Source organism: Virgibacillus alimentarius (assembly GCF_017874635.1).
Taxonomy (GTDB): domain Bacteria; phylum Bacillota; class Bacilli; order Bacillales; family Amphibacillaceae; genus Virgibacillus_B; species Virgibacillus_B alimentarius.
Map to the genome: position 1 here is coordinate 92,721 of NZ_JAGIKX010000002.1, position 12,553 is coordinate 105,273.

Genomic DNA, 12,553 nt, shown 5'->3' on the forward strand with positions numbered 1-12,553 from the left:
AATGGCCTTTCAAATTGTTATAAATTTAATTATCGCTTTCATGTGGATGTTCTTGAGTGAAACCTATACTGCCCCTAGCTTTATTGGTGGATACATACTTGGAATGCTTCTATTGCTTTTATTGAAACGGTTTATACCAGGGGATTTTTATATAAAGCGAGTAATTAGTATATTGAAGCTAATTCTTTTGTTTATTAAAGAGCTTATTTCATCGAATATTGATATTGTAAAACTTGTATATACACCAAAGTTAGAATTTGAACCGGGTATATTTGTTATGCCAACCGATTTAAAAAGTGATTGGGAAATAACTCTACTAGCAAATTTAATTAGTTTAACGCCTGGTACGTTAACAATCGCTGTATCAAATGATCAGACAGAATTATATATTCATGCAATGGATATTGATACAGTAGATGAGTCCATTCACGATATAAAAAATACATTTGAAAAAGCGATTATGGAGGTAACCAGATAATGAATATCCTGCAATTTACAGAGCAATTACTACAAATAACAGTTTTCATATCTTTCATTGGTATATCTATATCGTTTTTTTTACTTTTATACCGTATTCTTATAGGACCAACAAATCCCGACCGGGCAATAGCATTGGATCTTGTTGGTATTAGTTTAATGGCTTTAGCAGCCCTTACAGCGGTTTTTTTAACAACAACAAAATTGAATGACGTCGTATTGTTAATAGGCATTCTTTCATTTATTGGAACACTTGGTATTGCAAAATATCTGGAAAAGGGTGTTATTATTGATAGAGACATGGATTGATATTATTGTAAACTTAATCATTGTTCTACTTTTATTGGCAGGAACTTTCTTTATTTTATCAAGTTCCATTGGAATTAATCGTTTTCCAGATGTTTATACCAGGCTACATGCAGCGACAAAAGCATCTACATTAGGTATTGCAGGGATATTAATTGGAGCATTTTTATTCTTGTATGTATCTGAATCGATTATCAGTGGAAAACTTTTATTAGCCATCTTGTTTATACTTCTTACAAACCCAGTATCTGGTCATATGATTTCCAGAGCAGCACATAAAGCAGGTGTTAAACCAGTAACCAAACATCAAAAAGATGCATATGAAGAAGCTATTCAACAATATAATAAGAAGTAAATAAAGTGACTTTTAAAGAAGTCACTTTTTTCATTAAAAAGTTAGGGACAGACACAATTTACACTATATACTCATAGAAATGTTGTATAGGCAAAAGTCTAACCAGCATTTGAGGAGGTGTATGTGTTTGTCCGGAATTTTAACTGTTCTTGGTTTATTAATAAAAGAGGCACTTTTTTTTGTGTCCTACGTGAAAAACCACGCATTTCCACAACCACTTTCTAAAGAGGATGAAGCAAAATACATTAGTCAAATGCAGGGTGGTGATGCAGACGCACGGAATAAGCTAATTGAACATAATTTACGATTAGTAGCGCATATTGTAAAAAAGTTCGAAAACACAGGAGAAGATGTAGAGGATTTGATTTCCATCGGAACAATTGGTTTAATTAAAGGAGTAGAAAGTTTTAAAGCTGGTAAAGGAACAAAACTTGCTACTTATGCTGCCCGGTGTATTGAGAATGAAATTTTAATGCATTTACGCGCGTTAAAGAAAGTAAAAAAAGATGTTTCCTTACATGATCCAATTGGGCAAGATAAAGAAGGAAATGAAATTAGCTTAATTGATATTTTAGAGGCAGAGAATGAAGACATTATCGAATATATTCAATTAAATATTGAAATAGAAAAAATGAGTGATTATTTTTCAATTCTTGATGATCGGGAAAGAGAAGTTATTATTTATCGTTATGGTTTGAATGATTCTAAAGAAATGACGCAACGTGAGATATCTAAAAAGTTAAATATATCTAGAAGTTATGTATCACGTATTGAAAAGAGAGCTTTAATGAAGGTATTTCGTGCCTATTATCGAGATGAGCATAAAGAATAGAACATAAAAATGAGCGTGGGTTGTATGATATATTCCCCGCTCATTTTTTTAATGAACATTTTAATTTTCTCATTAGCTAAATTCTCTTTGAATCATATACTTTGAATAAAGCAACGCACGGAAATTTATATCACAAATATTTGATCATAGATATGATGATTTTTGCCGCATTTGCAGCTGCTTCGTCCAAAAATTCATCAAATGTGATAGAAGATTGTTTACCTGCAATATCGGATAGCGCACGTATAACAACAAATGGTTTGTCAAATTGGTAACAAACTTGTGCTATTGCTGCAGCTTCCATTTCAGCAGCAATCATTGTGGGAAATTTACTATTTATCAAAGCTACGCGTGCAGGATCTTCCATAAACGAATCTCCTGTGGCAATCATGCCCTCGGAAAAATTAATTCCCATTTCTTCTACGGCGTTTTTGGCTTTCGTAATTAATGTTGCATCTGCCGTGTACGTTTCCGGCATACCAGGTACTTGTCCATATTTATAATTAAATGCAGTAGCATCAACATCATGATGAACTACTTGACTAGAAATGACAACATCGCCGACTTCTAGCTGTTCTGCAAAACCTCCAGCTGATCCAGTGTTGATAACATGCGAAGGCGTGAAACGCTCATGCATAATTGTTGTAGACATAGCAGCATTTACTTTGCCAATACCTGATTTTAATAACACAATATCCTTATTAAACATTGTACCTTGAACAAATAAACAATTAGCTACGGAAATCTCTTTTTGATTTTCCATATTTTCTAATAAGAGTGCAATTTCTTCATCCATTGCACCAATAATCCCAATGGTCACTATTTTTCCCTCCAGTTGCTTTGTTATCTTTTATCATTTACTTTTAATTCCTCAACCTTTGTTGGCTTCCAGCCATTATTATCAATCCAAGATAGGTAGACGCGATAGGTTTTGGAATTATCAGAAGGGGATACTGTAGCAACCACTTTTTGTTGATCGCCGTCATTTCCGACCCACCATAAAATCATATCATCATCCAAGCCTGTTACTGATTTAATCGCTTTTTCCATTTCTTTCCGGTCCTGACTTTCATCATCGTAATTTGTCGTATGCTGGCCTGATTGCTCTGTTTCAATAGGTTTCCAGTCACCTTTATAGGCTTTCGATACATTATCATCTGGTGACTCTACCTGTTCCGTTTCTACTTCATGGTTTTTTTCTGCATCCTTATCTTCTTCCTCTTCTTCCTTTTTATCTTTATTCTTTTCTTCGCTATCTTTTTCTTTATCTTTATCTTCATTTATTGCTTCTTTTTCATTATTATTTGTATCTTTTTCCTCTTTAACGTCCTCATCTGTGTCATCTTCAATTATTAAATCGTTTGATTCATTATCATTACGTTGAATTTCATTAGATGCTTCATCAAGGACTTCCGATTCTTTATCGCTTCCCCCAAAAATCCATATGAACAGTAAAAGAATAATAAGAGCAGCCCCTATTATGATCAATAATGTAATTGATTTAGTAGTTTTTCTGCGTTTCTCAAATTTATCGATACGAGAATCTTTTCTTTCAGCATTCACTATTTTCTCCACCTCCGTTTACTATATTATATGAACTGGGCTTATTTGTAAATTTAAAGCTTAATTCTTTCATAAAATACCTAACCTACATGTTAAAGTTACATAAAAAAAGGCAGAAGAAACTTTCTCTGCCCTTTTGCTGTATACTTTCAGCTTAATTAACACTTATAATTTTCACTTGAATTTCTCCACCAGGAGTAGAAACAGTTACTTCGTCCCCTTTTCCTTGGCCAAGCAAGCTTTTTGCCATTGGTGAATCATTTGATATCTTACCTGAAAAAGGATCTGCTTCCGCACTTCCTACAATTGTATATGTTTCCTCTTCTCCGTTTGGTAATTCTGTAAATGTTACCGATTTTCCTAAAGAGACAATGTCAGGATTCTCATTATCATTCTCTATGATTACTGCGTTACGGATCATTTTTTCTACTTGAGAGATGCGGGTTTCCACAAAAGCTTGTTCATCTTTTGCTGCATCATACTCAGAGTTTTCCGATAGATCTCCAAAGTCACGAGCTATTTTTATGCGTTCAACAACTTCTTGTCGTTTTTCAGTTTTCAAGTAATGTAGCTCTTCCTCTAATTTTTCTTTCCCCTCTTGTGTCATATAATAACTTTTTTCTATTGCCATCGAAAACAACTCCTTTAGTTATATAGTATAATAAACCAATTTTAAAACATTTAAGTAAAAATTCTCTCCAATAGACTATATAGCAACCAATGAATGTTTGCTGAGAAAAAGTATTGTTGTCTATAATATATCATTCAAATTCGCTAACCATTACTATGGCAGATTTTTTTAAAATTTTCAATCCCTTTTTTCAAATTGCTATTTTGTGCGATTTTTTAATAAGATTGTTTCTATTTTGGTTGCCATAATGTCAATCGCAACCTGATTTTGTCCGCCTTCGGGAATAATGATATCAGCATAACGTTTAGTTGGCTCTACAAATTGTAGATGCATCGGTCTGACACTGTTTATATATTGGTCGATAACGGAATCTAAATTTCTACCACGTTCTTTTATATCCCTTTCCAGACGTCTTATAATCCTTAAATCTGCATCCGTATCAACAAACACTTTGATATCCATTAAATCAACCAAACGTGGATCTTCTAATATAAGTATTCCTTCTAAGATGATAACTTCTTTTGGCTCCACTGGAATGACTTTATTGGAGCGTGTATGGGTCTTATAGTCGTATACGGGTTTTTCTACAGGTTCTTGATTCAATAATGCATGAATATGTTGTATTAATAAATCATTATCAAATGCTAGTGGGTGATCATAATTCGTGTTTAATCTTTCCTCAAACGGCAGATGACTTTGATTTTTATAATAATAATCCTGTTCAATTACAAGAATTGTCTTATCGGAAAAACGTCGGCATATAGAGCGTGTAACAGATGTCTTACCACTTCCACTTCCACCTGCAACACCAATAACGACTGGCTTTTTCTGCATGATGCCGGATCCCCCTCTATTTTTTAATACTAATAGCAACGCCATCTCCGATCGGAACAATAGAAGTTGTGAAATTATGATGGTTTACAAGCCATTCGTTATAAGCATGAATTTTTTTTGCAATTTTATCTAGTCTTGATGATCCCCTATTTGGATTAGCTACTAGACCTTTAAACAATACATTGTCTGTTATAATGAGTCCTGTTGGCTTTATAAGTGAACTAGATAGCTCAAAAAAACGTTTATATTGTCCTTTAGCAGCATCAATGAAAATCACATCAAATTGTTCATTTCTCGCCGCCAAATTATTTATTTCATTTAATGCATCACCATGTATGACATGTATGTTGTCTGACTGATGGCTTTTTTCAATATTTTTAATTGCCTGCTGCACACGATTCTCATCTCGTTCAATCGTAGTTATTTTAGTTTTTGGATATGCTTCTTGCATGCGTAATGCTGAATAACCGATCGCTGATCCTATTTCCAGTATTTTATTTGGTTTCGATAATCTTATTAATTGCATAAGAAATTCAATACTGATTTCGTCCATTATTGGTACGTTATCTTCTTTTGCCTTTTTTTCAATTTCCTTTACCCACTCTGCTTTTGCGGGCAAAGTTTTACTTATATAGTGTAATAAATATTCATCCATCTCACTCTTAGCCTCATTTATACTATATTCCGTTAATTTCCTACTGACTCATATTTTAAATATGTTCAAAAAAACGGGAAATGTGAAAAGAGAATCACACTTCCTGAAATGCTTATTTAATATATTTTTCTTTTAATTTTACATGTTCTTTATGTGTTTTAGAATAATGAATGTTTCCATTTTCATCATGCAAAAAATACTTATAATCTGTATCTTCCGGATGTATTGTCGCTTCAAATGAGTTTTCTGAGAAATTTGATATTGGTCCAATTGGAAGATTTTTTATCTGGTACGTATTATAAGGTGAATCAACTTCTAAATCTTTTAATAAAACCTTGTCTTTATGCTTCCCTAACGCATAGAGAACCGTCGGGTCTGTTTGCAGTTTCATTTCATCCTCCAAACGGTTATAAAATACTCCAGCTATTTTTTTTCGTTGTTTTTTTGTTGCTGATTCATTTTCAATCAATGAAGCCATTGTAACTGCCTCATGAACAGTAAGATTTTGCTTTTTAATATCATTAAGATGTGGCGTTATTACTTCATTCGATTTTTTAAGCATTTTGTCTATAACAGCTTCGACTGTCGGTTCCTCTTCATAAAAGTTATAAGTTGCAGCAAATAAATAACCTTCTAAAGGAAATCTAATATCAGGATTTAAAATGTCTTCCGTTAAAAGTTTTGGATAACGATCCATTAACTTCTCTATATAAGCTTGATCTTTCATTTTATCTATAAACGCTTTCTTTTTAAATCCTAATTTACTGGAAAAAATCTTAGCCATTTGTTCGATTGATTTACCTTCTGGTATTGTTACGGTATAAATAGGTTCTTTTTTAACCTTACCGCTTTTAAGAGACTTTATAACTTCATCGATTGATAAATCTTGTGTAAGTGTATAATTTCCAGCTTGAAATTCTGATTCATTTTTAAATTTTATATAAAAGCGGAAAACACGACTATCTTTTATAATGCCTTTATCCTCTAAAATTTTAGCAATATCAGAAGTTGATGATCCCATTGGTATTTCAACTTTGATCTTTTTTGTACTATCCGGGTCTACAGGTTTTAAGGCAGATTTTACATATAGAAAACCTGATATACTTCCAATAGTAAGTATTACAACCAAAGCTATAATAATAATACCTACTATTTTACGTACTGTTTTAATTTCTTCTATTCGAGTGATTAGGCTGTTTTTATCAATGTTTGTCTTTTTTTTCTTCGACAAACAGCATCCCCCCCTCTATCATCTGGTCTATTATACTAAAAAAGGAAAAGATAAGCCAGAATAAAATCACGATGTTTGAAGGGGTAATCATTATTTATTTAATAGCTGTACATATGTAAGATAAGGAAAAGGCTGATGCCTTTTGCTGACATCAGCTAAACCTATTTATTCATTCAAGTAATATTCCATATTACTCTATATCTTGTTCTTCTGCTAATGTGTGAAGCATTTCTTCAACTATATCCCACTCTTCATCAGATTCTATAGGAAGAAGTGATAAATCATTATCATCATTATCCTTTTCTTCGTACCTGAAAGCATAAACTTCTACTTCTTCATCATCTTGTTGCTCAGCGGGAACTAATGCAATATACGATTGTTTGGTTTCATCCACATCAAATGTAAATAATACTTCAAATAAATGTTCTTCACCATTTTCATCCGGAATGATAATTCGTTCTTTTTCTTCAAGTGACATCATTTCACCCCTTTATCCTTTTTGATCGAGATACCCTTGTAATATTACAGCCGCAGCAACTTTATCAATCACTTTTTTTCTTTTATTTCTACTCATGTCTGCTTCTAATAATACTCTCTCAGCAGCTATTGTTGATAACCGCTCGTCCCATAGCACGACTGGGATGTGATGCGTGTTTTTCACATGTTCTGCATAGAGTTGTGAAGCTGTGCCGCGTTCTCCAATTGTGCCATTCATATTTTTAGGCAACCCTATAACAGCTTTCCCAATTTCATGTTCCAATATGATTTTCTTTAATGTTTCATCTGCTGAATGTATATCATTCTCATCCCATTTGATCGTTGTAAGCCCTTGGGCAGTCCAGCCAAGTGCATCGCTTATAGCTACTCCAATTGTTTTTGATCCAACATCTAACCCAATTATTTTCATTTATTTTACCTTTTGCTGTTCTAAATAAAATTTCACTAATTCTTCAATCACTTCATCACGTTCGACTTTACGGATTAAATTACGAGCATCTCTATACCTTGGGATATAAGCAGGGTCGCCTGATAATAAGTAACCTACAATCTGATTAATGGGATTATACCCTTTTTCTTTCAATGCTTCATGGACAGTAAAAAGAATCTCTTTAATATCTTCATCAAACGGGTCTTCTGAAAAATTAAATTTCATCGTTTTATCAATAGATCCCATAGTGACACCTCATTTCAAGCTTTGCATTCTCCCATTATTCTAACATGTTTACGCGAATTAATATATATATTTGAAGAATAGAATACAAACTTTTCCTATTAAACCAAGTAATTAAGCTACTCACTGAAGAAGGTTATTTATTTTCCACATATTCTTTAACTGCATTTAATGCCTCATTAATTTTTTGAGGATTTTTTCCTCCTGCCTGTGCCATGTCTGGACGGCCTCCGCCACCCCCGCCGCAAACTTGTGCTGCATGTTTAATGAGTTTACCAGCATGAAATCCGCGGTCAATTAAGTCTTTGGATATACCAGAAGCCAACTGTACTTTTTGATTGTTTTCAGCCGCTAGTAAGATAACGCCTGAACCCATCTTTTGTTTTAAATCGTCTACCATCTTACGGAGTTGATTCATGTCTTTTGCTTGAACTTTTTGTGCTAGTACTTGTACATCGTTTATTGTTTTTGTTTGATCTAATATTGTAGAGGCTTCCATATTAGCTAATTTTGAATTTAAAGATTCATTTTCTTTTTGTCCCTCTTTCATTTCGATAAACAGACTATGAAGCCGATCTGGAATATTTTCTTCTTTTACTTTTAAAAGTTGCGCAGATGTTTGTAGCAAATGTAACTTTTCATTAACATACTTATATGCATTCTTACTTGTAACAGCCTCAATTCTTCTTGTCCCAGCTCCAATTCCACTTTCACTGATAATCTTAAATAACCCTATTTCAGCAGTGTTTTGTACGTGACATCCTCCACATAATTCAATACTGTAATCACCAATTTGAACAACGCGGACAATACTGTCATATTTTTCTCCGAATAAAGCCATTGCTCCCATCGCTTTAGCTTCTTCTATCTGTTTTCGATCAATAATAAGTGACAACGAATCCCAAATTTTCCCATTAACGATTTGCTCAATACGTTCTAATTCATCTGTTTGAACCGTTCCAAAATGAGTAAAATCAAATCGTAGGCGATCAGGTCTTACAAGCGAACCTGCTTGATTTACATGCTCTCCTAATACATCTTTGAGCGCTTGATGAAGTAGATGTGTTGCTGTATGATTTTTCACCACTCCATTTCGAAATTCTTTCTCTACAATTGCGGTTACTTTATCATCTGTTTGCAATCTTCCTTCTGTTATTTTTACACGATGAATATGTTGTCCTTCTGGTGCTATTTGCACATCTTTTACATAAGCAGCAGCATGATCAGTATAAATCCATCCTTGATCGCCAATTTGTCCACCACTCTCTGCATAGAAAGGAGTTTCTTGTAATATAATGTATGCTTCTTCTTCCTCATCAGCAGAATTTGTAATTTGTTGATTGGTAATAATTGTCGATATAACCGTGTTTGTTTCTTGTTGACTATACCCAATAAACTTACTTTCTACTTCAAGATCACCTAACAGTTCATCTTGTACGTGCATGGAATCAACTTGCTGGCGTGCATTCCTTGCTCGCTCCCGCTGTTTTTCCATTTCTTCCTGGAAACCTGCCTTATCGATGGAAAAACCATGTTCAGCGACATACTCCTCTGTCAGCTCTTTCGGAAATCCATACGTATCATAGAGTCGGAACACTTCCACGCCAGGAAAAATAGTTTTCCCGTTCTTTTTTTCTCTTTCTAAGATGGATTCTAATATTTCTAATCCAGCATGTAGTGTTTCATGAAATCGTTCTTCCTCATGTTTAATAATATTTTCAATATATTCTTTTTTCTTGCTGATTTCCGGATAGGGATCCTTCATTATTTCTCCCACAGTAGCTACTAGCTTATACATAAATGGTTTGTCAATTCCGATCTGCTTAGCAAAACGCACCGCACGTCGAATTAATCTCCTTAATACATAGCCCCTTCCTTCATTGGATGGAAGCGCACTGTCACCAATCGCAAAAGTTACTGTTCTTATATGATCAGCAATAACTTTATAGGCTGTATCATCTTGGCGATCTTTGCCATATTTTTTTTGGGCTAGCTTCTCGGTTTGATGAATAATTGGCAAAAATAAGTCTGTTTCAAAATTAGTAGGTACATCTTGAATAACAGATACAATTCGCTCAAGTCCCATACCTGTATCTATATTCTTTTTTGGTAGGGGAGTATATGTATCATCCGGATTATGATTATATTGAGAAAAAACTAAATTCCAAATTTCTAAGTATCGTTCATTTTCCCCGCCAGGATATAATTCCGGATTCCCTTTATCATTTCCATAAACTTCCCCGCGATCATAGAATATTTCAGTGTTTGGGCCACTTGGTCCCTCGCCAATATCCCAAAAATTTTCTTCTAATCGTATAATGCGTTCTTCAGGCAATTGAATATCTTTAAGCCAGATATCAAATGCCTCATCATCTTCAGGATGTACCGTTACGGAAAGTAATTCCGGATCAAATCCTATCCATTTATCACTAGTTAGAAATTCCCATGCCCACTCTATTGCTTCTTTTTTAAAATAGTTACCAATAGAAAAATTACCTAGCATTTCAAAAAAAGTGTGGTGCCTTGCGGTATATCCGACATTCTCAATATCATTCGTCCGAATCGATTTTTGTACATTTACGATGCGGGGATTCTCTGGTATTATTCGACCATCAAAATACTTTTTTAGTGTAGCCACGCCACTATTGATCCATAATAAAGTAGGGTCCTCTTTTGGTACTAGGGATGCACTTGGTTCAATCTGATGTCCTTTTTCTTTAAAAAAGTCTAAAAACATCTGCCTAATTTGTGAAGATGTTAATGTTTTCATTTCCTTTACCTCCATAAAATCACATATATGTTAGTTAATAAAAATAAAAAATCTCCTCTCTGCGAATATACTTGCAGGGACGAGATTTGGTCGCGGTACCACCCTATTTATGAACGAAACTACATGCGTTCATCACTTTGAGCATCGTAACGGTGTGACACCGACGGGGATTAGCCGTACTTCAGTTTAGCTTTCCATAGAACCTTATTTAGGATTTTTCGCAGCCTTAGAAAATCCCTCTCTTTAAATAATAATTCATCTATGTACTTAGAACTTTCAACGTTTTAAAATTATACAAAGGTTTTCTTAATATATATCTCCTTTTAGATATGAAACATTGTAGGTAAATTTCAAAAAAAAGTCAATGCTCACGTCTAAATTGCCATATGTGTTTAGTCAAGACATTTAAGATGGTTAGTATTGGCACAGCTAATATCATACCAATTACTCCACTTAATTGCCCGCCTAATAATAATGCAAAGATAATCGCAATCGGATGGATATTTATACTTTTTCCTACAATATATGGTGACAGTAAATTACTCTCTATTAACTGAATGACAAAAATAGCTAGTAAAACTAATATAATTAATTTCCCGGACATTGTCAATGTAATGGCAACTGCGGGTATCGCTCCAATTATTGGCCCGAAATAAGGTATTATATTTGTAAGTCCCATGATTATTGCTAACAATAAAGCATACTTAATGTTCAATAAGTGAAATGCTATTAGAGTAGCTAAGCTTACAAATGAAGAAACAAGCAATTGCCCCCGTATATAATTTCCTAAGTTTTGATTAATTGCATGTAATACTTTATTTGATTGATTTCGGTATTTTTTTGGTATAAAGTTTTTTAAAAAATTTCTTATTTGATTATAGTCTTTAAGAATATAAAATACTAAGACAGGTATAACGGTAAGAAATACAATCAGATCAAATATCTTCGTAACGCCACCTAATAACTTTTCTAATAAATTTTCTAAAGATGTTTCAAGTTTAATAATTAGATTATCTAACTTATTGTGAACCGTCTCGGGCAAGAAAGATGTAGATTCATACAATTGATAGATCAAATCCTCATACATTTGAATTAAATGTGGTAAATGCTTGTTAAGATCTTTTAATTCATGAATAACAGCTGGATATACACTATAAATAATGCCTGCTAACCCACCAAAAAATATTATATAAATAAAAAGGATGGCTAACCCCTTTGGTATATTGTACTGATGTATTTTCTGAATTACCGGATAAAGTAAATAGGCAATTAAACAAGCGATAATAAAGGGTAAAAACAAATGCCATAAAAATGAAAAAACAGTTCCGTAGAAAGGGAACAGTTTTACGAGCAAATAGATAAATAAAAACGTAAATATTCCAGTGAGGTTCCATATTAGAAAATTAATTGCTTTGTTATTGCTAAACATCTCTCTCTCTCCTTAGCAAAAATCGTATCTGTTTTTATTGCTAAGGATTAATTAATTTTTCTTTGATCCTCAGTGAATAAATCATTTAATGAACTCAAAGAGCCGTCTGCTTCCACTTGATGGACTGTTAGTTTATTGCCCATCACTGTCATTTCAATGAAACAAGACCAACAATAAAATTGTTGTGAACCAATTTTTCCTATATCCTTACTTTTACAATTTGGGCATTGCAACATAATAACAACTCCTAATACAAGTTAAATTATTATGCTAGTTTTACCCAAATTTTAAAAAATATA

Annotated in this window: 16 protein-coding genes and 1 other annotated feature; of the genes, 4 read left to right on the top strand and 12 right to left on the bottom strand. The window is 33.4% G+C overall.

The features are described 5' to 3' along the window. Position 1 precedes the first annotated feature (1 nt). From J2Z81_RS02605 to sigK, 4 genes are all read left to right on the top strand, one after another. Complete coding sequence (locus tag J2Z81_RS02605; protein ID WP_029270375.1) at positions 2–478, top strand: Na+/H+ antiporter subunit E; 477 nt, start codon at positions 2–4, stop codon at positions 476–478. Continuing rightward, positions 478–786, top strand: a complete 309-nt coding sequence (locus J2Z81_RS02610) for a Na(+)/H(+) antiporter subunit F1 (protein ID WP_029270376.1) — start codon at positions 478–480, stop codon at positions 784–786. The genes J2Z81_RS02605 and J2Z81_RS02610 overlap by 1 nt, the downstream gene beginning before the upstream one ends. Next, the gene (mnhG, locus tag J2Z81_RS02615; protein ID WP_226370649.1) at positions 767–1,138 is read left to right on the top strand and encodes a monovalent cation/H(+) antiporter subunit G; all 372 of its coding nucleotides are present in this window, start codon (positions 767–769) and stop codon (positions 1,136–1,138) included. Before J2Z81_RS02610 ends, mnhG begins: the two co-directional genes overlap by 20 nt. A 127-nt stretch (positions 1,139–1,265) precedes the next feature. Next, entirely contained in the window at positions 1,266–1,970 is a 705-nt protein-coding gene (sigK, locus tag J2Z81_RS02620) for an RNA polymerase sporulation sigma factor SigK (RefSeq protein ID WP_029269235.1), read from the top strand. 130 nt (positions 1,971–2,100) lie between these two features. Here sigK and mtnN read toward each other — a convergent pair whose 3' ends face one another. The 12 genes from mtnN to J2Z81_RS02680 all read right to left on the bottom strand — a co-directional run bounded on the left by mtnN (position 2,101) and on the right by J2Z81_RS02680 (position 12,490). After that, on the bottom strand, positions 2,101–2,790 hold the full coding sequence (gene mtnN / locus J2Z81_RS02625) for a 5'-methylthioadenosine/S-adenosylhomocysteine nucleosidase (protein ID WP_029269233.1): 690 nt from the start codon (positions 2,788–2,790) through the stop codon (positions 2,101–2,103). Between the two features lie 23 nt (positions 2,791–2,813). Further along, positions 2,814–3,533 carry a YrrS family protein gene (locus tag J2Z81_RS02630; RefSeq protein ID WP_226370650.1) on the bottom strand — a complete coding sequence of 240 codons (720 nt, stop codon included), beginning with the start codon at positions 3,531–3,533 and terminating at the stop codon, positions 2,814–2,816. A gap of 154 nt (positions 3,534–3,687) precedes the next feature. Further along, a complete protein-coding gene (gene greA / locus J2Z81_RS02635) occupies positions 3,688–4,164 on the bottom strand; it encodes a transcription elongation factor GreA (RefSeq protein WP_029269229.1) in 477 nt (158 codons plus the stop codon). 198 nt (positions 4,165–4,362) lie between these two features. Further along, positions 4,363–4,998: a uridine kinase gene (gene udk / locus J2Z81_RS02640; RefSeq protein ID WP_226370651.1), complete on the bottom strand. Its 636-nt coding sequence runs from the start codon at positions 4,996–4,998 to the stop codon at positions 4,363–4,365. Between the two features lie 16 nt (positions 4,999–5,014). Next, positions 5,015–5,653, bottom strand: coding sequence for an O-methyltransferase (locus tag J2Z81_RS02645; protein WP_226370652.1), 639 nt, complete (start codon positions 5,651–5,653; stop codon positions 5,015–5,017). Positions 5,654–5,765: 112 nt separating this feature from the next. Beyond that, positions 5,766–6,884, bottom strand: coding sequence for an endolytic transglycosylase MltG (gene mltG, locus J2Z81_RS02650; RefSeq protein ID WP_226370653.1), 1,119 nt, complete (start codon positions 6,882–6,884; stop codon positions 5,766–5,768). A gap of 190 nt (positions 6,885–7,074) precedes the next feature. Then, the gene (locus J2Z81_RS02655) at positions 7,075–7,362 is read right to left on the bottom strand and encodes a DUF1292 domain-containing protein (protein WP_029269223.1); all 288 of its coding nucleotides are present in this window, start codon (positions 7,360–7,362) and stop codon (positions 7,075–7,077) included. 12 nt (positions 7,363–7,374) lie between these two features. Beyond that, entirely contained in the window at positions 7,375–7,791 is a 417-nt protein-coding gene (ruvX, locus tag J2Z81_RS02660) for a Holliday junction resolvase RuvX (protein ID WP_029269221.1), read from the bottom strand. Beyond that, the gene (locus tag J2Z81_RS02665; RefSeq protein WP_226370654.1) at positions 7,792–8,058 is read right to left on the bottom strand and encodes an IreB family regulatory phosphoprotein; all 267 of its coding nucleotides are present in this window, start codon (positions 8,056–8,058) and stop codon (positions 7,792–7,794) included. It abuts the gene before it with no gap. Positions 8,059–8,191: 133 nt separating this feature from the next. Further along, positions 8,192–10,825, bottom strand: a complete 2,634-nt coding sequence (gene alaS, locus J2Z81_RS02670; RefSeq protein ID WP_226370655.1) for an alanine--tRNA ligase — start codon at positions 10,823–10,825, stop codon at positions 8,192–8,194. 72 nt (positions 10,826–10,897) lie between these two features. After that, positions 10,898–11,114: a binding site (T-box leader), on the bottom strand. Positions 11,115–11,186: 72 nt separating this feature from the next. Beyond that, the gene (locus J2Z81_RS02675; protein WP_029269215.1) at positions 11,187–12,254 is read right to left on the bottom strand and encodes an AI-2E family transporter; all 1,068 of its coding nucleotides are present in this window, start codon (positions 12,252–12,254) and stop codon (positions 11,187–11,189) included. A 47-nt stretch (positions 12,255–12,301) separates the two neighbouring features. Beyond that, positions 12,302–12,490 (bottom strand): hypothetical protein, encoded by a 189-nt coding sequence (locus tag J2Z81_RS02680; RefSeq protein WP_029269213.1) that lies wholly within the window; start codon positions 12,488–12,490, stop codon positions 12,302–12,304. Between the last annotated feature and the right edge of the window lie 63 nt (positions 12,491–12,553).

Bases quoted from the DNA above. Each gene is read 5' to 3' on its own strand.
- J2Z81_RS02605 (WP_029270375.1), top strand. From the start codon at position 2: ATGGCCTTTCAAATTGTTATAAATTTAATTATCGCTTTCATGTGGATG.
- J2Z81_RS02610 (WP_029270376.1), top strand. From the start codon at position 478: ATGAATATCCTGCAATTTACAGAGCAATTACTACAAATAACAGTTTTC.
- greA (WP_029269229.1), bottom strand. From the start codon at position 4,164: ATGGCAATAGAAAAAAGTTATTATATGACACAAGAGGGGAAAGAAAAA.
- udk (WP_226370651.1), bottom strand. From the start codon at position 4,998: ATGCAGAAAAAGCCAGTCGTTATTGGTGTTGCAGGTGGAAGTGGAAGT.
- J2Z81_RS02645 (WP_226370652.1), bottom strand. From the start codon at position 5,653: ATGGATGAATATTTATTACACTATATAAGTAAAACTTTGCCCGCAAAA.
- J2Z81_RS02655 (WP_029269223.1), bottom strand. From the start codon at position 7,362: ATGTCACTTGAAGAAAAAGAACGAATTATCATTCCGGATGAAAATGGT.
- ruvX (WP_029269221.1), bottom strand. From the start codon at position 7,791: ATGAAAATAATTGGGTTAGATGTTGGATCAAAAACAATTGGAGTAGCT.
- J2Z81_RS02665 (WP_226370654.1), bottom strand. From the start codon at position 8,058: ATGGGATCTATTGATAAAACGATGAAATTTAATTTTTCAGAAGACCCG.
- alaS (WP_226370655.1), bottom strand. From the start codon at position 10,825: ATGAAAACATTAACATCTTCACAAATTAGGCAGATGTTTTTAGACTTT.
- J2Z81_RS02675 (WP_029269215.1), bottom strand. From the start codon at position 12,254: ATGTTTAGCAATAACAAAGCAATTAATTTTCTAATATGGAACCTCACT.
- J2Z81_RS02680 (WP_029269213.1), bottom strand. From the start codon at position 12,490: ATGTTGCAATGCCCAAATTGTAAAAGTAAGGATATAGGAAAAATTGGT.